Source organism: Escherichia sp. E4930 (genome assembly GCF_005845405.1).
Classification (GTDB): Bacteria; Pseudomonadota; Gammaproteobacteria; order Enterobacterales; family Enterobacteriaceae; genus Escherichia.
The window spans coordinates 472,506-494,242 of sequence record NZ_VCDZ01000007.1 but is presented as its reverse complement, the minus strand read 5'-3'; the positions used below and the strand labels follow the sequence as shown (position 1 = coordinate 494,242).

21 protein-coding genes and 2 pseudogenes are annotated in these 21,737 nt (G+C 51.2%); 17 read left to right on the top strand and 6 right to left on the bottom strand.

Annotated elements, in window-relative coordinates; genetic code table 11:
* Positions 1-318 precede the first annotated feature (318 nt).
* The 9 genes from cvpA (at position 319) to rpnB (ending at position 8,431) form a co-directional block, all read left to right on the top strand.
* Positions 319-807, top strand: coding sequence for a colicin V production protein (gene cvpA / locus FFT88_RS12550; RefSeq protein ID WP_000262113.1), 489 nt, complete (start codon positions 319-321; stop codon positions 805-807).
* A 36-nt stretch (positions 808-843) separates the two neighbouring features.
* Positions 844-2,361, top strand: a complete 1,518-nt coding sequence (purF, locus tag FFT88_RS12545; protein ID WP_130207254.1) for an amidophosphoribosyltransferase — start codon at positions 844-846, stop codon at positions 2,359-2,361.
* A gap of 94 nt (positions 2,362-2,455) precedes the next feature.
* Positions 2,456-3,025 carry a flavin prenyltransferase UbiX gene (ubiX, locus tag FFT88_RS12540; protein WP_135404717.1) on the top strand — a complete coding sequence of 190 codons (570 nt, stop codon included), beginning with the start codon at positions 2,456-2,458 and terminating at the stop codon, positions 3,023-3,025.
* A gap of 263 nt (positions 3,026-3,288) precedes the next feature.
* Positions 3,289-4,071 (top strand): lysine/arginine/ornithine ABC transporter substrate-binding protein ArgT, encoded by a 783-nt coding sequence (gene argT / locus FFT88_RS12535; RefSeq protein WP_064526540.1) that lies wholly within the window; start codon positions 3,289-3,291, stop codon positions 4,069-4,071.
* Positions 4,072-4,291: 220 nt separating this feature from the next.
* Entirely contained in the window at positions 4,292-5,074 is a 783-nt protein-coding gene (hisJ, locus tag FFT88_RS12530) for a histidine ABC transporter substrate-binding protein HisJ (RefSeq protein WP_000737621.1), read from the top strand.
* An 89-nt stretch (positions 5,075-5,163) separates the two neighbouring features.
* Positions 5,164-5,850 (top strand): histidine ABC transporter permease HisQ, encoded by a 687-nt coding sequence (gene hisQ / locus FFT88_RS12525; protein ID WP_130207250.1) that lies wholly within the window; start codon positions 5,164-5,166, stop codon positions 5,848-5,850.
* Positions 5,847-6,563 carry an ABC transporter permease gene (locus FFT88_RS12520; protein ID WP_135404720.1) on the top strand — a complete coding sequence of 239 codons (717 nt, stop codon included), beginning with the start codon at positions 5,847-5,849 and terminating at the stop codon, positions 6,561-6,563. The genes hisQ and FFT88_RS12520 overlap by 4 nt, the downstream gene beginning before the upstream one ends.
* Before the next feature lie 7 nt (positions 6,564-6,570).
* Complete coding sequence (gene hisP, locus FFT88_RS12515) at positions 6,571-7,344, top strand: histidine ABC transporter ATP-binding protein HisP (protein ID WP_130236940.1); 774 nt, start codon at positions 6,571-6,573, stop codon at positions 7,342-7,344.
* Between the two features lie 196 nt (positions 7,345-7,540).
* Complete coding sequence (rpnB, locus tag FFT88_RS12510) at positions 7,541-8,431, top strand: recombination-promoting nuclease RpnB (protein ID WP_135404722.1); 891 nt, start codon at positions 7,541-7,543, stop codon at positions 8,429-8,431.
* 47 nt (positions 8,432-8,478) lie between these two features.
* On the opposite strand, the gene FFT88_RS12505 is transcribed toward rpnB, so the two are convergent.
* From FFT88_RS12505 to yfcG, 3 genes are read right to left on the bottom strand one after another with little or no spacing between them, the layout of a single operon-like run.
* Entirely contained in the window at positions 8,479-9,372 is an 894-nt protein-coding gene (locus tag FFT88_RS12505) for a TIGR01777 family oxidoreductase (RefSeq protein WP_135404725.1), read from the bottom strand.
* A gap of 20 nt (positions 9,373-9,392) precedes the next feature.
* Positions 9,393-9,755, bottom strand: a complete 363-nt coding sequence (folX, locus tag FFT88_RS12500; protein ID WP_130207240.1) for a dihydroneopterin triphosphate 2'-epimerase — start codon at positions 9,753-9,755, stop codon at positions 9,393-9,395.
* 56 nt (positions 9,756-9,811) lie between these two features.
* Complete coding sequence (gene yfcG / locus FFT88_RS12495; protein ID WP_135404728.1) at positions 9,812-10,459, bottom strand: GSH-dependent disulfide bond oxidoreductase; 648 nt, start codon at positions 10,457-10,459, stop codon at positions 9,812-9,814.
* A gap of 134 nt (positions 10,460-10,593) precedes the next feature.
* Between yfcG and yfcF the strand changes: the two genes are divergently transcribed.
* The 4 genes and pseudogenes from yfcF to FFT88_RS25845 all read left to right on the top strand — a co-directional run.
* Positions 10,594-11,238, top strand: coding sequence for a glutathione transferase (yfcF, locus tag FFT88_RS12490; protein WP_135404730.1), 645 nt, complete (start codon positions 10,594-10,596; stop codon positions 11,236-11,238).
* Between the two features lie 55 nt (positions 11,239-11,293).
* Positions 11,294-11,845, top strand: a complete 552-nt coding sequence (gene yfcE, locus FFT88_RS12485) for a phosphodiesterase (protein WP_064526570.1) — start codon at positions 11,294-11,296, stop codon at positions 11,843-11,845.
* A gap of 58 nt (positions 11,846-11,903) precedes the next feature.
* Positions 11,904-12,446 (top strand): NUDIX hydrolase YfcD, encoded by a 543-nt coding sequence (gene yfcD, locus FFT88_RS12480; RefSeq protein WP_130207234.1) that lies wholly within the window; start codon positions 11,904-11,906, stop codon positions 12,444-12,446.
* A gap of 46 nt (positions 12,447-12,492) precedes the next feature.
* A pseudogene (locus tag FFT88_RS25845) lies at positions 12,493-12,600 on the top strand (hypothetical protein); the annotation flags it as partial.
* Between the two features lie 51 nt (positions 12,601-12,651).
* Here the strand turns inward: FFT88_RS25845 and yfcC are convergent.
* The 3 genes from yfcC to ackA all read right to left on the bottom strand — a co-directional run bounded on the left by yfcC (position 12,652) and on the right by ackA (position 17,783).
* A complete protein-coding gene (gene yfcC / locus FFT88_RS12475) occupies positions 12,652-14,172 on the bottom strand; it encodes a putative basic amino acid antiporter YfcC (RefSeq protein WP_130207232.1) in 1,521 nt (506 codons plus the stop codon).
* A gap of 190 nt (positions 14,173-14,362) precedes the next feature.
* Positions 14,363-16,507 (bottom strand): phosphate acetyltransferase, encoded by a 2,145-nt coding sequence (gene pta, locus FFT88_RS12470; protein WP_130207230.1) that lies wholly within the window; start codon positions 16,505-16,507, stop codon positions 14,363-14,365.
* Positions 16,508-16,580: 73 nt separating this feature from the next.
* Positions 16,581-17,783: an acetate kinase gene (ackA, locus tag FFT88_RS12465; RefSeq protein ID WP_130207228.1), complete on the bottom strand. Its 1,203-nt coding sequence runs from the start codon at positions 17,781-17,783 to the stop codon at positions 16,581-16,583.
* A gap of 338 nt (positions 17,784-18,121) precedes the next feature.
* Here ackA and yfbV point away from each other — a divergent pair, with 338 nt between their 5' ends.
* The 4 genes and pseudogenes from yfbV to FFT88_RS12445 all read left to right on the top strand — a co-directional run bounded on the left by yfbV (position 18,122) and on the right by FFT88_RS12445 (position 21,733).
* Positions 18,122-18,577, top strand: a complete 456-nt coding sequence (gene yfbV, locus FFT88_RS12460) for a terminus macrodomain insulation protein YfbV (protein ID WP_000106627.1) — start codon at positions 18,122-18,124, stop codon at positions 18,575-18,577.
* An 83-nt stretch (positions 18,578-18,660) separates the two neighbouring features.
* The gene (locus tag FFT88_RS12455; protein ID WP_064526599.1) at positions 18,661-19,155 is read left to right on the top strand and encodes a YfbU family protein; all 495 of its coding nucleotides are present in this window, start codon (positions 18,661-18,663) and stop codon (positions 19,153-19,155) included.
* Between the two features lie 10 nt (positions 19,156-19,165).
* Positions 19,166-19,816, top strand: a complete 651-nt coding sequence (hxpA, locus tag FFT88_RS12450) for a hexitol phosphatase HxpA (protein WP_130216964.1) — start codon at positions 19,166-19,168, stop codon at positions 19,814-19,816.
* An 86-nt stretch (positions 19,817-19,902) separates the two neighbouring features.
* Positions 19,903-21,733, top strand: a pseudogene (locus FFT88_RS12445) (SLC13 family permease).
* Positions 21,734-21,737: the final 4 nt, after the last annotated feature.

The following is a 21,737-nucleotide window of genomic DNA, read 5'->3' as shown; positions in this document are numbered from 1 at the left end:
CTTATCAGGCCTACGCAGGGGTAGAACTGTMGGTCGGATAAGGCGTTCACGCCGCATCCGACAGCCGTTGCCTGATGCGACACCAGCGCGTCTTATCAGGCCTACGCAGAGGTAGAACCGTAGGTCGGATAAGGCGTGCACGCCGCATCCGACAAACATTGCCCGATGCCGCAAAGGCATAAAAAGTCGATGGCGTTGAATATTTTTTCAGCGCCATTTTTATTGATGCGCGGGAAGGAAATCCCTACGCAAACGTTTTCTTTTTCTGTTAGAATGCGCCCCGAACAGGATGACAGGGCGTAAAATCGTGGGACACATATGGTCTGGATTGATTACGCCATAATCGCGGTGATTGCTTTTTCCTCTCTGGTTAGCCTGATCCGCGGCTTTGTTCGTGAAGCGTTATCGCTGGTGACATGGGGCTGTGCTTTCTTTGTCGCCAGTCATTACTACACTTACCTGTCAGTCTGGTTTACGGGCTTTGAAGACGAACTGGTTCGAAATGGGATTGCCATCGCGGTACTGTTTATCGCTACCCTGATCGTTGGTGCTATCGTGAACTTCGTGATAGGCCAGCTGGTGGAGAAAACGGGGTTGTCAGGCACCGATCGGGTGCTGGGCGTCTGCTTCGGTGCGTTGCGCGGTGTGTTGATTGTTGCTGCCATTCTCTTCTTTCTCGACTCCTTTACTGGAGTGTCGAAAAGCGAAGACTGGAGCAAATCACAGCTGATCCCGCAGTTCAGTTTTATCATCAGATGGTTTTTTGATTATCTGCAAAGCTCGTCAAGTTTCTTGCCCAGGGCGTAAGTGCTCTGAGATGTGGCTTAACGAGGAAAAAGACGTATGTGCGGTATTGTCGGTATCGCCGGTGTTATGCCGGTTAACCAGTCGATTTATGATGCCTTAACGGTGCTTCAGCATCGCGGTCAGGATGCCGCTGGCATCATCACCATAGATGCCAATAACTGCTTCCGTTTGCGTAAAGCGAACGGGCTGGTGAGCGATGTATTTGAAGCTCGCCATATGCAGCGTTTGCAGGGCAATATGGGCATTGGTCATGTGCGTTACCCTACGGCTGGCAGCTCCAGTGCCTCTGAAGCGCAGCCGTTTTACGTTAACTCTCCGTATGGTATTACGCTTGCCCACAACGGCAATCTGACCAACGCTCACGAGTTGCGTAAAAAACTGTTTGAAGAAAAACGCCGCCACATCAACACCACTTCCGACTCGGAAATTCTGCTTAATATCTTCGCCAGCGAGCTGGATAACTTCCGCCACTACCCGCTGGAAGCCGATAACATTTTCTCCGCCATTGCCGCGACTAACCGCCAAATTCGCGGCGCGTATGCCTGTGTGGCGATGATTATCGGTCACGGTATGGTCGCCTTCCGCGATCCTAACGGTATTCGTCCGCTGGTACTGGGGAAACGCGATATCGACGAGAATCGCACAGAATATATGGTCGCTTCCGAAAGCGTTGCGCTCGATACGCTGGGCTTTGAGTTCCTGCGTGACGTCGCCCCAGGCGAAGCGATTTACATCACTGAAGAAGGGCAGTTGTTTACCCGTCAGTGTGCTGACAATCCGGTCAGCAATCCGTGCCTGTTTGAGTATGTTTACTTTGCCCGTCCTGACTCGTTCATCGACAAAATTTCCGTTTACAGCGCGCGTGTGAATATGGGCACGAAACTGGGCGAGAAAATTGCCCGTGAATGGGAAGATCTTGATATCGACGTGGTGATCCCGATTCCGGAAACTTCCTGCGATATCGCGTTGGAAATCGCCCGAATTCTGGGCAAACCGTACCGCCAGGGCTTTGTTAAAAACCGCTATGTTGGTCGTACCTTCATCATGCCGGGTCAGCAACTGCGTCGTAAGTCCGTGCGCCGTAAACTGAACGCCAACCGCGCTGAGTTCCGCGATAAAAACGTCCTGCTGGTTGATGACTCCATCGTGCGCGGCACCACCTCTGAACAAATTATCGAGATGGCACGCGAAGCCGGAGCGAAGAAAGTGTACCTCGCCTCTGCGGCACCGGAAATTCGCTTCCCGAACGTTTATGGTATTGATATGCCGAGTGCCACGGAATTGATCGCTCACGGCCGTGAAGTGGATGAAATTCGCCAGATCATCGGTGCCGACGGTTTGATTTTCCAGGATCTCAATGATCTGATCGAAGCCGTCCGCGCTGAAAACCCGGATATCCAGCAGTTTGAATGTTCGGTGTTTAACGGCGTCTACGTCACCAAAGATGTTGATCAGGGCTACCTCGATTTCCTTGATACTTTACGTAATGACGACGCCAAAGCATTGCAACGTCAGAACGAAGTGGAAAACCTGGAAATGCATAACGAAGGATGATGCCTTCACTCAGGGTGCCAGTCTGGCACCCTGGCTTGCAACTCCCGCCGAAATCCTGCAAAGTCTGCCTGCAAGTCTGACAGGGCAACTCTCTATGAAACGACTCATTGTAGGCATCAGCGGTGCCAGCGGCGCGATTTATGGCGTGCGCTTATTACAGGTTCTGCGCGATGTTGCAGACATCGAAACGCATCTGGTCATGAGCCAGGCGGCGCGCCAGACCTTATCCCTCGAAACGGATTTTTCCCTGCGCGAAGTGCAGGCGTTAGCCGATGTAACTCATGATGCGCGTGATATTGCTGCCAGCATCTCTTCTGGTTCTTTCCAGACGCTGGGCATGGTGATTTTACCCTGTTCAATCAAGACCCTTTCCGGCATTGTCCATAGCTATACCGATGGCCTGTTGACCCGCGCGGCAGATGTGGTGCTGAAAGAGCGTCGCCCGTTGGTGCTCTGCGTGCGTGAAACACCGTTGCACTTAGGCCACCTGCGTTTAATGACTCAGGCGGCTGAAATCGGTGCGGTGATTATGCCTCCCGTCCCGGCGTTTTATCATCGCCCGCAATCCCTTGATGATCTGATAAATCAGACAGTTAACCGTGTTCTTGACCAGTTTGCGATAACCCTTCCCGAAGATCTCTTTGCCCGCTGGCAGGGCGCTTAACTCCGCTGTTGCCCTGTTTCAGGGCAATTTTGCAACCGCGATCAAATCCTCGACATTTTGTTCCTTCCATTGAATCGAAACGCTGCGATTCAACCGCCATACCTGCTATCTTCAATTTCAGGACAATAATGCAACGTCTTATTAACATATTTTGCGTTGAATGTTGCTGCTGTCGGCAAGATGGCATAAGACCTGCATGAACGAGCCTGCAAACACACAACACAATACACAATATAAAAAGCCATTTCACTTGAGGGTTATGTATGAAGAAGTCGATTCTCGCTCTGTCTTTGTTAGTTGGTATCTCCGCAGCAGCTTCCAGCTACGCGGCGCTGCCGGAGACGGTACGTATCGGAACGGATACCACCTATGCACCGTTCTCATCGAAAGATGCCAAAGGTGACTTTGTTGGCTTTGATATCGATCTCGGTAACGAGATGTGCAAACGGATGCAGGTGAAATGTACCTGGGTTGCCAGTGACTTTGACGCGCTGATCCCCTCACTGAAAGCGAAAAAAATCGACGCCATTATTTCGTCGCTCTCCATTACCGATAAACGTCAGCAGGAGATTGCTTTCTCTGACAAGTTGTACGCCGCGGATTCCCGTCTGATTGCCGCTAAAGGTTCGCCGATTCAGCCAACGTTGGACTCACTGAAAGGTAAACATGTCGGAGTGCTGCAAGGCTCCACTCAGGAAGCCTACGCTAACGATACCTGGCGCAGTAAAGGTATTGATGTTGTGGCCTATGCCAACCAGGATTTAGTCTATTCCGATCTTGCTGCGGGGCGTCTGGATGCTGCGTTGCAAGATGAAGTCGCCGCCAGCGAAGGATTCCTTAAGCAACCTGCCGGTAAAGAGTTCGCCTTTGCAGGCCCATCAGTGAAAGACAAAAAATACTTCGGTGACGGTACCGGTGTCGGGCTGCGTAAAGATGATGCCGAACTGACAGCCGCCTTTGACAAAGCGCTTGGCGAGCTGCGCCAGGATGGTACTTACGACAAGATGGCGAAAAAGTACTTCGATTTTAATGTCTATGGTGACTGATACGTCGCAGGGAAGCTGCATCTGATAGCGTCATTATCATGGTGCATTATAGGTTTGTTGCACTATCGTGGTGCATTGAAATGCATACTTAAGCAATTTTAATGAAAAATAATACGATTAACTGGCTAGGATATTTTGCCTTGTTGGTCAATTTTATGGCACGATAAGTGTAACAAACCTGTAAATATTCCCTATTAAAAGACTGTCAGTTGAGGACATTATGAAAAAACTGGTGCTATCGCTCTCTCTGGTTCTGGCCTTCTCCAGCGCGACTGCTGCTTTTGCTGCTATTCCGCAAAATATTCGCATCGGTACTGACCCAACTTATGCACCGTTTGAATCAAAAAATTCACAAGGTGAATTGGTTGGCTTTGATATCGACCTGGCGAAGGAACTGTGCAAACGCATCAATACGCAATGTACATTTGTCGAAAACCCGCTGGATGCGTTAATTCCGTCATTAAAAGCGAAGAAGATTGACGCCATCATGTCATCGCTTTCCATCACCGAAAAACGTCAGCAGGAAATAGCCTTCACCGACAAATTGTACGCCGCCGATTCTCGCCTGGTTGTGGCGAAAAATTCCGACATTCAGCCGACAGTAGAATCGCTGAAAGGCAAGCGGGTGGGCGTATTGCAGGGCACGACCCAGGAGACATTTGGTAACGAGCACTGGGCGCCAAAAGGCATTGAAATCGTCTCTTATCAGGGGCAGGACAACATTTATTCTGACCTGACTGCCGGGCGTATTGATGCCGCGTTCCAGGACGAAGTTGCCGCCAGCGAAGGTTTCCTCAAACAACCCGTCGGTAAAGATTACAAATTCGGTGGCCCGTCTGTTAAGGATGAAAAACTGTTTGGCGTAGGGACCGGCATGGGCCTGCGTAAAGAAGATAACGAACTGCGCGAAGCACTGAACAAAGCCTTTGCCGAAATGCGCGCTGACGGTACTTACGAGAAATTAGCGAAAAAGTACTTCGATTTTGATGTTTATGGTGGCTAATCGCCATCGGTGAAAGAAAGCCCGCTCCCTTCGGGTAACCGGAGGGAGACAAGAGGCGGTAATTCACCACACACGACAGGACAGGCAGCATGTTGTATGGGTTTTCAGGTGTTATTTTACAGGGTGCGCTCGTCACGCTGGAGCTGGCCATCAGCTCTGTAGTGCTCGCTGTAATCATCGGTTTAATTGGCGCTGGCGGTAAGCTTTCGCAAAATCGACTCTCGGGGCTGATTTTCGAAGGATATACCACGCTGATTCGCGGTGTGCCGGATTTAGTGTTGATGCTGCTGATATTTTACGGTTTGCAGATTGCGCTAAACGCGGTGACGGAGGCGATGGGCGTCGGACAGATTGATATTGATCCGATGGTTGCCGGTATTATCACCCTGGGTTTTATTTACGGTGCTTACTTCACCGAAACGTTCCGTGGCGCGTTTATGGCGGTGCCGAAAGGGCAAATAGAGGCGGCGACGGCGTTCGGTTTTACTCGTGGGCAAGTGTTTCGGCGGATTATGTTTCCGGCGATGATGCGTTACGCCCTGCCAGGCATTGGCAACAACTGGCAGGTGATCCTCAAATCTACCGCCCTGGTTTCGTTACTCGGCCTGGAAGATGTGGTGAAAGCCACGCAACTTGCAGGCAAAAGTACCTGGGAACCGTTCTATTTCGCCATCGTCTGTGGCGTGATTTATCTGGTTTTCACCACCGTTTCCAATGGTGTGCTGCTGTTCCTTGAGCGCCGCTACTCCGTGGGTGTGAAGAGGGCTGACCTGTGATCGAAATCATTCAGGAATACTGGAAACCACTGCTGTGGACCGACGGCTACCGCTTTACCGGCGTGGCAATCACCCTCTGGCTGCTGATTTTGTCGGTAGTGATGGGCGGAATTCTGGCGCTGTTTCTGGCGATTGGTCGCGTCTCAAGTAATAAATACATCCAGTTTCCAATCTGGTTATTTACCTATATTTTTCGCGGTACGCCGCTGTATGTGCAGTTGCTGGTGTTCTATTCCGGCATGTACACGCTGGAGATTGTTAAGGGTACCGAGTTTCTTAACGCTTTCTTCCGCAGTGGCCTGAACTGTACCGTGCTGGCGCTGACGCTTAACACTTGTGCTTACACCACCGAGATTTTTGCCGGAGCGATCCGCTCGGTGCCGCACGGGGAAATTGAAGCTGCCAGAGCCTATGGTTTCTCGACCTTTAAAATGTATCGCTGCACTATTTTGCCGTCGGCGCTGCGCATTGCTTTACCGGCCTACAGCAACGAAGTGATCCTGATGTTGCACTCTACTGCGCTGGCGTTTACTGCCACGGTGCCGGATCTGCTGAAAATTGCCCGTGATATCAACGCCGCGACGTATCAACCTTTTACCGCCTTTGGCATTGCTGCGGTACTCTATTTAATCATCTCTTATGTCCTGATCAGCCTCTTTCGCAGAGCGGAAAAACGCTGGTTGCAGCATGTGAAACCTTCTTCAACGCACTGAGAATACGATGTCCGAGAATAAATTAAACGTTATCGATTTGCACAAACGCTACGGCGAACACGAAGTGCTGAAAGGGGTGTCACTGCAAGCGAACGCCGGGGATGTGATCAGCATCATCGGATCGTCGGGATCGGGGAAAAGTACCTTTCTGCGCTGCATTAACTTCCTCGAAAAACCGAGTGAAGGCTCGATCGTGGTTAACGGCCAGACTATCAATCTGGTGCGGGATAAAGACGGCCAACTCAAAGTCGCCGATAAAAATCAGCTGCGCTTGCTGCGCACACGCCTGACGATGGTATTCCAGCACTTCAATCTCTGGAGCCACATGACGGTGCTGGAAAACGTCATGGAAGCGCCCATTCAGGTGCTGGGCCTGAGCAAGCAGGAAGCGCGCGAGCGAGCGGTGAAATATCTGGCGAAGGTCGGCATAGACGAACGTGCGCAGGGGAAATATCCGGTGCACCTTTCTGGCGGTCAGCAACAGCGTGTTTCCATCGCAAGGGCGCTGGCAATGGAACCAGAAGTTCTGCTGTTTGATGAACCTACATCGGCCCTTGACCCAGAGCTGGTGGGCGAAGTGCTGCGCATTATGCAGCAGCTGGCGGAAGAGGGGAAAACGATGGTGGTGGTAACCCACGAAATGGAATTTGCTCGCCATGTCTCCACACATGTTATTTTCCTCCATCAGGGGAAAATCGAAGAAGAGGGTGCGCCAGAACAATTATTTGGCAACCCGCAAAGTTCTCGTTTGCAACAGTTCCTTAAGGGATCGCTGAAATAATTTCCTCTCTGGTGGCTAATGCTGCCGGAGTATTTTCAAGGCTAATTTGCGAGTTGGCTTCCATTGACATGTATATATTGCAGTCCACTTAAAATAGTTCTGAATTCGCTGTCCAGATATTAAAACTGCCTGCTGCATTGCTTATAAAGGGTAGTTATTGTCTCGTCATCTTAAATTTGAGGGGTGACGGAACGCCATGACCATATCGACAACTTCCACACCGCATGATGCGGTATTTAAATCCTTTTTACGTCATCCGGACACCGCACGGGATTTTATTGATATTCACCTTCCTGCGCCGCTACGTAAACTTTGTGATTTATCGACGTTAAAACTGGAACCCAACAGTTTTATTGATGAAAACCTGCGGCAATATTACTCCGACATCTTGTGGTCAGTGAAAACTGAGGAGGGGATGGGATATATTTATGTCGTCATTGAACACCAAAGTAAGGCGGAAGAATTAATGGCTTTTCGCATGATGCGCTATTCTATCGCGGCAATGCAAAACCATCTTGATGCAGGCTATAAAGAACTGCCTTTGGTGATCCCGATGCTGTTTTATCATGGTTGCAGAAGTCCTTATCCTTATTCTTTATGTTGGCTTGATGAATTTGCGGAACCTGCTATTGCCCGCCAAATTTATTCATCGGCTTTTCCGCTGGTGGATATTACCGTAGTGCCGGATGACGAGATTATGCAACACCGCAAAATGGCGTTGCTGGAGTTAATGCAGAAACATATTCGCCAGCGCGATCTGTTGGGATTAGTCGATCAAATAGTTTCTCTGCTTATTACAGGCAACACTAATGACAGGCAGCTAAAAGCCCTGTTTAATTACGTATTACAAACGGGGGATGCCCAGCGCTTCCGCTCATTTATTGGTGAGATAGCGGAACGTGCACCACAAGAAAAGGAGAAACTAATGACCATTGCTGACAGATTACGTGAAGAAGGCGCAATGCAGGGCAAACACGAAGAAGCCCTGCGAATTGCTCAGGAGATGCTGGAGAGAGGTTTAGACAGAGAATTAGTTCTGATGGTGACCCGACTTTCGCCAGACGACCTTTTGGCGAAAAGCCACTAATTCTGAATTACCAGGCACTAACTGGCGGATGTTCGCGGTAAACCACATCAGCGAACGACATCCGCCAGCGCCTCGTCTAAATCGTACCAGCGAAACGCAAAACCCGCTTCTTCCAGCCTTTTAGGTAACGCGCGTTGTCCACCTAACACCAGAACTGAAGATTCGCCCATTAACAGCCGAATGGCAGTCGCGGGGACGCGCATAATTGCCGGGCGATGCAGTACATGGCCGAGCGCATGGGAAAATTGTTCATTACGTACCGGGTAGGGGGCAACCATATTAAACGGTCCGCGTAGAGAGTTATCCAGCAGCCAGAGAATCCCGTTGACCATATCATCGATATGAATCCAGGCCAGATACTGCCGACCAGAGCCAATTGGGCCACCTAAACCGAGGCGAAACGGCGGCAGCATTTTGCCGAGAATACCGCCATCTGGTGACAGTACTACACCGGTACGCAGCAGGCACACTCGCGTTTTGTCGCTTTGCGCCCGACAGGCAATTTCTTCCCAACGAGCGCAGAGTTTATGGGTAAATTCGTTATGCGGAGGCTCTTCTTCGGTAACGACAACTTCACCTAAATCACCGTAATATCCCGTCGCCGAACCGGAAATAAGGACCGACGGCGACGTGTCGCTGGCGTTAATTAAATCCACCAGTTTTTGGGTAATATTCCAGCGACTTTGGCACAGTCGGTCTTTCTGCTCGCGAGTCCAGCGTTTGTCGGCAATCGGTTCGCCAGCCAGGTTGATTACCGCGTCAACGCCGTTGAGGTTGCTTTGATTGGCAAGCCCTTGCCATAGTGTCACCTGGGGGCCGAGGATTGAACTGGCTTTCTGCGGGTTACGCGTCACCACTGTGACCTGATTGCCCAACTCCAGCAAACGCGGGATTAAATGGCGACCAATTAATCCCGTCCCTCCGGTGATCACTATATTCATGCAGCCTCCCGATATGGCGGTTAACGCTGCCAGCTCAAGGTCATTGATACCGAATCGGCGTAGCGCAGCGCGTGCAGTTTATCGATCTCCACTTCAGCATAGGTTACCCAGTGATGTTCACGTGCGATATCGAGCACATCCTGAGTTAATTTTTCCAGCAAAGAGAAACGGTTATTCTCTACGTGTTGAATGATGTTTTTGGTGACGGTGCGATAGTTCAGTGCGTCATTAATATCTTCACTGGTACGCGCTTTATCGGCGGGGTAGTGGATCGTGACATTGATAACGATATCCTGACGGTTGTTAATCTCTTCGTCCTTAATTCCGATAAATGTACGTAAACGAAGGTTCTTTATACGAATAATAGCGGCAGGTTGTGACATTGCAGGTTCCCTGTTGTTTTACTTAGACAGGAATAATACACGAGAACCTTTCTCAGTTAACTATCTGAGATCTCATCATTCAATTGAGCCTTTAATAGTGATTGCCCGGTGGCAGGGCGCGAACGGATCCGCTCATGCCAGTTCTTCGCTGCCGGGTACATAGCAAGGTCAATCCGCTGACGAGCATATGCATTTACCCACGGCCAACAGGCAATATCTGCAATGCTGTAATCTTCGCCGCCAAGCCAGGGGGCGTTTTCCAGGCGCTTATTGAGTACGTGATACAGACGCTGGGTTTCAACCTGATAACGTTCAATAGCGTAAGGAATAGTCTGTGGCGCAGCATGATTAAAATGATGATTCTGTCCGAGCATTGGCCCCAGGCCGCCAACCTGCCAGAATAACCATTGTAAGGTGGTGGCGCGCTCACGCGGGTCGTGACTTAAAAATAGTCCCGTTTTCTCTGCCAGATACAACAAAATTGCACCTGACTCAAAGAGGTTTAACGGCTCGCCGCCGTCAGTCGGTGAATGATCAACAATTGCCGGAATCTTATTGTTCGGCGATATGCGCAAAAACTCCGGGCGAAACTGACTGCCTTTCCCCAGGTCAACCTTGATTAAACGATAATCCAGTCCCGCCTCTTCGAGAAACAACGTAATTTTGTGACCATTCGGTGTTGGGGCGAAATAGAGATCGATCATTGCAGCTCCGGTTGTCTAATAATCTGAACATCTCAAGTATAGAAACCCCGGAGACTCGCGTGAGTTTTCATCAAGTAACTGTGACAAAAAGGCTCTATAGTTTGAGAGCAAGCCCCTTTATCGCCGAGGATATAATGAGTAAACCCGCTATCACGCTTTGGTCAGATGCCCATTTTTTCTCCCCCTACGTGTTATCTGCCTGGGTGGCGTTGCAGGAGAAAGGACTACCTTTTCATATAAAGACTATCGACCTTGCCAGCGGTGAACATTTACAGCCGACGTGGCAAGGTTACGGGCAGACACGCCGCGTGCCTTTGTTACAGATTGATGATTTTGAGTTGAGTGAATCCTCTGCCATAGCGGAATATCTGGAAGACCGTTTTGCGCCGCCGACCTGGGAACGCATTTATCCATTAGATCTGCAAAACCGGGCGCGTGCACGGCAGATTCAGGCATGGCTGAGAAGCGACCTGATGCCTCTGCGTGAAGAGCGTTCTACGGATGTCGTTTTTGCTGGCGCAAAAAAAGCTCCGCTAACGGCGGAGGGAAAAGCCAGCGCGCAGAAACTGTTCGCAATGGCAGAACATTTACTGACGCATAACCAGCCTAATTTGTTTGGCGAGTGGTGCATTGCCGACACTGATTTAGCGCTAATGATTAATCGTCTGGTGCTGCACGGCGATGAGGTGCCGGAGCGTCTGGTGGATTATGCGGCATTCCAGTGGCAGCGGGCTTCAGTTCAGCGTTTTATTGCACTTTCAGCAAAGCAATCTGGCTGATAGCAGCGACAGAATCCAGTATCATAGCTTACGTTTTTTCGACGAGGAGTGAGTGATGAAACTGATGTTTGCATCGGACATTCATGGGTCGTTACCGGCGACGGAACGTGTACTGGAGTTGTTTGCCCAAAGCGGCGCGCAGTGGCTGGTGATTCTTGGCGACGTGCTGAATCACGGCCCACGCAATGCTTTACCGGAGGGCTATGCACCGGCAAAGGTGGCGGAACGGTTGAATGAAGTGGCGCATAAAGTCATCGCTGTACGTGGCAACTGCGACAGTGAAGTGGACCAAATGCTGCTGCATTTCCCAATGACCGCGCCATGGCAACAGGTGTTGCTGGAAAAACAGCGCCTGTTTCTGACACATGGGCATCTGTTTGGCCCGGATAATCTGCCGGCGTTAAACCAGAACGACGTGCTAGTGTATGGTCATACCCATCTGCCGGTGGCGGAGCAGCGGGGGGAAATTTTCCACTTCAACCCCGGTTCGGTTAGCATTCCGAAAGGCGGCAATCTGGCGAGCTACGGCATGCTCGAAGATGACGTACTAAGCGTAATCGCACTCAATGATCAAAGTATCATTGCGCAGGTCGCGATTAATCCGTAATTTACCCAACAACTCAAAATGCGCCGTAAGAGCGCCAGAAAAAGAAGGTTTCCTGATAATGGAACAGCGTCGTTTGGCAAGTACTGAATGGGTGGATATTGTCAATGAAGATAACGAAGTCATTGCACAAGCCAGCCGGGAACAAATGCGGGCACAGTGTCTGCGTCATCGTGCAACTTACATCGTCGTGCATGATGGTATGGGCAAAATTCTGGTCCAGCGTCGTACCGAGACAAAAGACTTTTTACCCGGCATGTTAGATGCTACTGCTGGTGGTGTGGTCCAGGCTGATGAACAACTGCTGGAATCCGCACGTCGCGAAGCGGAAGAAGAGTTGGGCATTGCCGGTGTCCCCTTTGCCGAGCACGGACAGTTCTATTTTGAAGACAAAAATTGCCGTGTCTGGGGCGCGTTGTTCAGCTGTGTTTCTCACGGTCCCTTCGCCCTTCAGGAAGATGAAGTCAGCGAGGTCTGCTGGCTGACGCCAGAAGAAATCACCGCTCGTTGCGATGAGTTCACTCCAGACTCGCTAAAAGCTTTGGCGTTGTGGATGAAGCGCAATGCCAACAATGAAGCCGTAGAGACTGAAACGGCAGAATGAAAAAAAGAGCCGCAGTTGCGGCTCTCAGGTTGTAGACAAAGTGCGCTTTGTTTATGCCGGATGTGGCGTAAATGCCTTATCCGGCCTACAAAATAGTGCAAATTCAATATATTGCATGGGCCATGTAGGCATGATAAGCGTAGCGCATCAGGCAATTTTTCCGTTGTCATCAATCTAAGAGCCGCAATCGCGGCTCTTAACGTTTTTAATGGTAGCCCATCAACTGGGCGCCTATCACCACCACGCTGGACATAATAAACAGCAGTCCAAGCAGTGTTGCCCCCACTTTTATCCAGTTACGGAAGTCCACCCGGCAAACACCGAGCGTAGCCATTAACGAAGCCGAGGTCGGGTAAATGATATGACTGAAGCCATCGCCAAACTGGAAGGCCAGCACGGTAACCTGACGGTTAACGCCGACCAGATCGCCAAGCGGTGCCAGTAACGGCATGGTTAACGCGGCCTGGCCCGAACCGGATGTCACGAAGAAATTAAATACCGCCTGGAAGAGCAGCATGAACCACGCCGCGACCGCGTTATCAAGGCCGCTAATGGCATTGGCAATGCTGTTGAGGATGGTATTCAGTACGCTGGCATCACCGGCTTCGCCGTTACCTACCAGCAGCAAAATCCCTTTGGCGAAACCAACCAGCAGGGCGGGGGCTATCATCATTCGCGCGCCTTCGGTAAATGATGAAGCCATGGTGTTTACCGTCATACCATTCAGACGGAAGACAACGCCGATGATGCCAATTACCAGACCCATAGCGAAGAACTGGCTGGCAATTTCAGGAATAAACCAGGCATTGACGATAACGCCCCAAATCACCCAGATCATGACGGCGGTTAAAACAATTAATACCAGCCAGTCACCAAAGGTAAATGGGCGCTGTTCGACATCCGCCTGTTTTTCGCGGAAGAAACGATCGGACTCATGAACGCGTGACAACAGAGGATTCTTTTTCACCCGTGAGGCGTACACCATGGTGAAGACCAGGCCAATCAGAGTAGAGATTACCCATACCACGATGCGCAAACCGGAGCCAGAAAGCACCGGAACACCAGCGATCCCCTGGGCGACGACCACGCAGAACGGGTTCATCCACGAGCTGGCAAAACCGATTTGCGTAGCGATATAGGTTACCAGGACGGTGGTGATACTGTCATAACCCAGCCGTACCATGAGTGGCGCGATGATGATGGCAAAGGCGACTGCCTCTTCCCCCATGCCAAATACCGCACCGCCGAGTGAAAAGAGAATAAATAACGCCGGAATGAAAAGAATTTCATTCCCTCGTGTGTGGCGGATAAGCGCCAGGATGCCGTTATCAATAGTTCCTGTACGCATCACGATGCCAAACGCGCCGCCAATCACCAGCATAAACATGATGATGCCAACGGCGGTCCCATATTTCGAGCCAGAGGTTAGCCCTTCAAACGGGAAGTTCATCAGGCCGGGACGTTCATCGCCCGTCGAGAACAGTTGCACGCGGTGATACTCTGGTTCGCCCGCCTCGTTGGTCAGAATGCGAAATGAGTGAGGGTCTACAACCTTGCGTGTTTTTGTCTGACCATCAACCTGATATTGCACTTCCTGACTGTCAAACATTCCCACCGGAACAACCCAGGTGGCGAGACTGGTTAAAATAGCAACAAAAAAGATAATCACCAGAGTATCGGGCATTGCCCATCTTCTGGTTGGTTTGGATTCAGTGATTGCTGACATAGCGCAAATTTTCCCTTGCACAAGACAAAGTGGTAAGTATGCAAAGTGAGATGACGCAATTCATTGATGCAGCGCAGTTAAGCAAGATAATCAGAAAGGAGTAATGCAAATTAAGAGAATAAAAAACCGGAAATAGTGGCTATTTCCGGTTCTGATATCCGCAGCAGTAAGGCTGCGGATTATGACGAGATTACTGCTGCTGTGCAGACTGAATCGCAGTCAGCGCGATGGTGTAGACGATATCGTCAACCAGTGCGCCACGGGACAGGTCGTTAACCGGTTTGCGCATACCCTGCAGCATCGGCCCGATGGAGATCAGGTCGGCAGAACGCTGTACCGCTTTGTAGGTGGTGTTACCGGTGTTCAGATCCGGGAAGATGAACACGGTAGCGCGACCTGCAACCGGAGAGTTCGGCGCTTTAGATTTCGCAACGTCAGCCATTACCGCAGCGTCGTACTGCAGCGGGCCGTCGATCATCAGGTCAGGACGTTTTTCCTGCGCCAGACGAGTTGCTTCGCGAACTTTCTCTACGTCGCTACCTGCACCAGAAGTACCGGTGGAGTAGGAGAGCATAGCCACGCGCGGTTCGATACCGAAGGCAGCAGCGGAATCCGCGGACTGGATGGCGATTTCAGCCAGCTGTTCTGCGGTCGGATCCGGGTTGATCGCACAGTCACCGTAAACGTAAACCTGTTCCGGCAGCAGCATGAAGAACACGGAAGATACCAGAGAGCTACCCGGTGCAGTTTTGATCAGCTGCAGCGGCGGACGGATGGTGTTTGCGGTGGTGTGAACAGCACCGGAAACCAGACCATCAACTTCATCCTGTTCCAGCATCAGGGTACCGAGAACCACGTTGTCTTCCAGCTGTTCGCGGGCAACAGTTTCGGTCATGCCTTTGTTCTTACGCAGTTCGACCAGACGAGCAACATATTTTTCGCGAACCACTTCTGGATCAACGATTTCAATGCCTGCGCCCAGTTCTACGCCTTGAGACGCTGCAACTCGGTTGATCTCTGCCGGGTTACCCAACAGTACGCAAGTTGCGATACCACGTTCAGCACAGATGGCGGCTGCTTTAACGGTACGCGGTTCGTCGCCTTCCGGCAGAACGATACGTTTGCCCGCTTTGCGCGCCAGTTCGGTCAGCTGATAACGGAACGCAGGCGGAGACAGACGACGGCTGCGCTCGGAAGTGGCAGTCAGAGAGTCAATCCAGTCAGCGTTGATGTAGTTAGCAACGTATTCCTGAACTTTCTCGATGCGCTCGTGATCGTCAACCGGAACTTCCAGGTTGAAGCTCTGCAGGCTCAGAGAAGTCTGCCAGGTGTTGGTGTTTACCATGAATACCGGCAGGCCGGTAGCGAAAGCGCGTTCGCACAGTTTAGAAATGCGCGCGTCCATTTCGTAGCCGCCAGTCAGCAGCAGGGCGCCGATTTCTACGCCGTTCATGGCAGCAAGGCAAGCGGCAACCAGTACGTCAGGACGGTCTGCGGAAGTTACCAGCAGAGAACCTGCACGGAAGTGCTCCAGCATGTGTGGAATGCTGCGTGCGCAGAAAGTGACAGATTTCACGCGGCGAGTGTTGATGTCGCCTTCGTTGATGATGGTGGCGTTCAGGTGGCGTGCCATATCGATAGCACGAGTCGCGATCAGATCAAAGCTCCACGGCACAGCGCCGAGAACCGGCAGCGGGCTGGATTCTTGCAGCTTCGCCGGATCAACATTGTTGATTTTAGCTTTGGAAGAGTCGTCGAAAATCTCGGACAGATCCGGGCGAGTACGACCCTGTTCATCAACCGGTGCGTTCAGTTTGTTAACGATAACGCCAGTGATGTTGGTGTTTTTGGCACCACCGAAGCTGTTGCGAGTCAGTTCGATACGCTCTTTCAGCTGTTCCGGGGTGTCGGTGCCCTGAGACATAACGAAGACGATTTCCGCGTTCAGCGTTTTGGCGATTTCGTAGTTCAGAGACTGGGCAAACTGGTGTTTACGTGTCGGTACCAGACCTTCAACCAGAACCACTTCAGCGTCTTTGGTGTTAGCGTGGTAGTTCGCGACGATCTCTTCCATCAGCACATCTTTTTTATTGCTGGAAAGCAGACCTTCAACGTAGCTCATTTTCAGCGGTTCGGCGGCTGTCGTGGTGGAAGAGCTCGCACGCACGATAGTCGTTGTCTGATCGGGCGCATCGCCACCGGTACGCGGCTGAGCAATAGGTTTGAAAACGCTCAGACGAACGCCTTTGCGTTCCATTGCACGGATCACGCCGAGGCTGACGCTGGTCAGACCGACGCTGGTTCCGGTAGGGATCAGCATAATAATACGGGACACGGTTTATCCTCTTTCGTTACCGCCGGTTGGCGGGTTACAAAACAGCACCGCCAGCTGGGCTGGCGGTGTGAAATCAGGCAGTCAGGCGGCTCGCGTCTTGCGCGATGACCAGTTCTTCGTTGGTTGGGATAACCACCGCAGGACGGGTACCTTCTTTGTTGATGAAACCAGATTTGCCGAAACGTGCAGCCAGGTTGCGTTCGCGATCAACTTCAAAGCCCAGCACGCCCAGTTTGCCCAGAGACAGTTCACGAACCATCGCAGCGTTTTCACCGATACCACCGGTGAATACAACAGCGTCCAGACGACCATCCATCAGCGCGGTGTATGCACCGATGTATTTCGCCAGGCGGTGGCAGTAAACGTCCATTGCGCGCTTCGCGTCTTCTTTCGTCGCGTAGTTATCTTCAACATAGCGGCAGTCGCTGGTCACTTCGGTCAGACCCAGCAGGCCAGACTCTTTGGTCAGCAGTTTGTTGATGGCATCAACGCTCATGCCGAGGGTGTCGTGCAGGTGGAAAATGATCGCCGGATCGATGTCACCAGAACGAGTACCCATTACCAGACCTTCCAGCGGAGTCAGACCCATAGAGGTATCAACGCATTTGCCGTTACGGATAGCAGAAACGGAACCACCGTTGCCCAGGTGGCAGGTGATGATGTTCAGTTCTTCTACCGGTTTGTTCAGCATTTTTGCCGCTTCCTGGGTTACATAGAAGTGGCTGGTGCCGTGCGCGCCGTAACGACGGATGCCGTGCTCTTTGTACAGGTTGTACGGCAGGGCATAGAGGTAAGACTCTTCCGGCATAGTCTGGTGGAACGCCGTGTCAAATACAGCAACGTTTTTATCTTTCAACTGCGGGAAAGATTTCAGTGCTTCTTCGATACCGATCAGGTGAGCCGGGTTGTGCAGCGGTGCAAAAGAAGCTGCATCTTTGATACCCTGAATAACAGACTCGTCGATCACTACGGAGCTGGTATACTTCTCACCGCCGTGTACGATACGGTGACCGATAGCGGTCAGCTGCGCAGACAGTTCTGGTTTTTGTGCCAGAATAGTATTAACGATAAAGTTGAGCGCTTCGCTGTGAGCGGCGCCTGCACCTAAAGCCGCTTCTTGTTTATTGCCGTCCATTTTCCATTTGATACGTGCTTCAGGCAGGTGGAAACATTCGGCTAAACCAGAAAGGTACTCTTCACCATTCGCTGCATCGATGATTGCAAATTTCAGTGAAGAACTACCGCAGTTCAGAACCAGTACTAACTTACTCGACATGGAAGTACCTATAATTGATACGTGGCTAAAAAAACGTCAGGGAGCCATAGAGCGTAGCGCATGATGACACCGACATTTATGATTAACATCATGCACTGCAAATTTTTTTTGCATGATGGAAGAAATATCTTGAGTCTATGCCATTTTGCGTAATTTTCAGCCAATGGCATAATGTTTATGAATTTGACGACTCAATGAATATGTACTACTCGGCCATTTCAGGCTGCTAAAGGATACCTGATTGTGGGTACGGAAGACAAAATGTTTTGAACGTTGTCCCGCTGAGTTGTGAATTTGCACAAATTTTTGAATCTTTATATGTGAAGTTGAGGTGAAGCATGTCAACGCCGGATAATCGTTCTGTTAATTTTTTTAGCTTGTTTCGCCGGGGACAGCATTACTCAAAGACGTGGCCGCTGGAAAAACGCCTTGCCCCGGTCTTTGTTGAGAATCGAGTCATTAAGATGACGCGCTATGCGATCCGCTTTATGCCGCCGATCGCCGTGTTTACTCTCTGCTGGCAGATTGCGCTGGGCGGTCAGCTTGGTCCGGCAGTCGCCACTGCGTTGTTCGCCCTAAGCTTACCCATGCAGGGACTGTGGTGGCTGGGCAAGCGTTCTGTAACGCCACTACCACCTGCAATCCTCAACTGGTTTTATGAAGTTCGCGGTAAATTGCAGGAGTCTGGACAGGTGCTGGCACCTGTTGAAGGCAAGCCTGATTACCAGGCATTAGCTGACACGCTTAAGCGCGCCTTCAAACAACTGGATAAAACTTTCCTTGATGATTTGTAATTGACCCCTGATTACGCATATAAAAGAAGGCAGACATCGGCCTTCTTTTTTTTCACCGTAGTAGAGTGATACAGGAGTCAACAATGGAAATGACCAACGCGCAACGTCTTATTTTGTCTAACCAGTACAAAATGATGACTATGCTCGATCCGGCAAATGCTGAACGTTACCGTCGCCTGCAAACAATCATTGAGCGTGGTTATGGTTTACAAATGCGCGAACTGGATCGCGAGTTTGGCGAGCTGAAAGAAGAAACCTGCCGCACTATCATCGACATTATGGAGATGTATCACGCGCTGCATGTTTCCTGGTCTAATTTACAGGACCAGCAATCCATCGATGAACGTCGTGTCACCTTCCTCGGCTTTGACGCCGCCACCGAAGCGCGTTATCTCGGATATGTCCGCTTTATGGTTAACGTTGAAGGGCGTTACACCCATTTTGATGCCGGAACTCACGGCTTTAATGCCCAGACGCCAATGTGGGAGAAATATCTGCGCATGTTGAATGTCTGGCATGCCTGCCCGCGTCAGTATCACCTGAGCGCTAACGAAATTAACCAAATCATCAACGCCTGAGGAGGCCCGCGTGCGGTGTAAAGGTTTTCTGTTTGATCTGGATGGAACGCTGGTGGATTCTCTGCCCGCGGTAGAGCGGGCGTGGAGCAACTGGGCCAGACGTCATGGGCTAGCACCGGAAGATGTGCTGGCGTTTATTCATGGTAAACAGGCGATTACGTCTCTGCGCCATTTCATGATGGGCAAATCGGAGACGGAAATTGCCGCCGAGTTTACCCGTCTGGAACAAATCGAGGCCACGGAAACCGAAGGTATTACCGCACTCCCAGGGGCGATAGCTTTACTCAATCATTTGAATAAAGCAGGGATTCCGTGGGCCATTGTCACTTCTGGTTCCATGCCTGTTGCGCGAGCACGTCACAAAGTCGCCGGACTTCCCGCGCCGGAAGTGTTTGTTACCGCAGAGCGGGTTAAACGTGGAAAACCAGAGCCGGATGCATATCTGTTAGGTGCACAACTGTTGGGCCTTGCGCCGCAGGAATGTGTGGTGGTGGAGGATGCTCCCGCTGGCGTGCTTTCAGGCCTGGCCGCGGGGTGTCATGTCATTGCGGTTAACTCACCGGCTGATACCCCGCGTCTGAATGAGGTAGATTTGGTCCTCCATAGTCTGGAACAAATTACTGTGATCAAACAGCCAAATGGTGACGTTATTATTGCGTGAAACGCCAGATCATGATTTAGCCCCGTCCCGACGGGGCTTTTTTGTGGCAGAATCAGGCCATCCCCCTCAATTAACAAGGATACGTTGTGAACGGTGAATTGATCTGGGTTCTTTCATTACTGGCGGTTGCCATCGTCTTGTTTGCGACTGGCAGAGTGCGTATGGATGCGGTCGCTTTGTTTGTCATTGTTGCGTTTGCATTAAGCGGTACGCTGACCGTCCCTGAAGTGTTTTCCGGTTTTTCCGATCCTAACGTGGTACTGATCGCCGCCTTGTTTATTATTGGCGATGGTTTAGTCCGCACGGGCGTCGCCACTGTAATGGGGACATGGCTGGTTAAAGTGGCAGGCAACAGTGAAATCAAAATGTTGGTTTTGTTGATGTTGACCGTTGCGGGCCTTGGCGCGTTTATGAGTTCAACGGGCGTCGTCGCTATCTTTATCCCTGTGGTGTTAAGCGTCGCTATGCGCATGCAAACGTCGCCGTCGCGCCTGATGATGCCGTTGAGTTTTGCCGGGCTGATCAGCGGCATGATGACGCTGGTGGCGACGCCACCTAACCTGGTGATTAACAGTGAATTGCTGCGTGAAGGCTATCATGGTTTTAGTTTCTTTAGCGTAACCCCCATCGGCCTGGTCGTACTGGTGCTGGGCATCTTGTATATGTTAGTGATGCGTTTCATGCTGAAAGGGGATACCCAGACCCCGCAGCGCGAAGGCTGGACGCGTCGTACCTTCCGCGATCTTATCCGTGAATACCGACTTACCGGGCGCGCGCGTCGCGCCTGTTCGTCCCGGTTCGCCGATGATTGGCCAGCGACTGGACGATCTCAAATTACGTGAACGTTATGGCGCTAACGTCATCGGTGTTGAACGCTGGCGGCGTTTTCGTCGCGTTATTGTGAACGTGAACGGGGTTTCTGAATTCCGGGCGCGTGACGTTTTGCTTATTGATATGTCTGCGGCTGATGTCGATCTCCGACAATTTTGCAGTGAACAATTGCTGGAACCGATGGTGCTGCGCGGCGAGTATTTTTCCGATCAAGCCCTTGATGTTGGCATGGCGGAGATTTCATTAATTCCTGAGTCTGAGTTGATTGGTAAGTCGGTGCGCGAAATTGGCTTTCGTACGCGCTACGGACTGAATGTGGTGGGCCTGAAACGCAATGGCGTGGCGCTGGAAGGTTCGCTGGCGGATGAGCCTCTGCTGCTGGGCGATATCATTCTGGTCGTCGGTAACTGGAAGCTTATCGGTATGCTGGCAAAACAGGGCCGCGACTTCGTGGCGCTGAACTTACCGGAAGAGGTGAGTGAAGCATCGCCTGCGCACAGTCAGGCACCCCATGCCATTTTCTGTCTGGTGTTGATGGTGGCGTTAATGCTGACTGATGAAATCCCTAATCCCATCGCGGCCATCATTGCCTGCCTGCTGATGGGGAAATTCCGCTGTATCGATGCTGAAAGCGCCTATAAATCCATTCACTGGCCGAGCATTATTTTGATCGTTGGGATGATGCCGTTCGCGGTGGCGCTACAGAAAACAGGCGGTGTCGCGCTGGCGGTGAAAGGGTTAATGGACATCGGCGGCGGTTACGGGCCACATATGATGCTTGGCTGTTTGTTTGTCTTGTCGGCGGTGATTGGTTTGTTTATTTCGAATACGGCAACGGCTGTGTTGATGGCGCCGATTGCGCTGGCCGCGGCTAAAACAATGGGCGTCTCGCCGTATCCATTTGCCATGGTGGTGGCGATGGCAGCATCCGCCGCCTTTATGACGCCAGTTTCCTCACCGGTTAACACGTTGGTTTTAGGGCCGGGAAATTACAGCTTTAGTGATTTTGTGAAGCTGGGAGTACCGTTCACCGTTATTGTGATGGCGGTTTGCGTGGTGATGATTCCGATGCTGTTTCCGTTTTAACGAG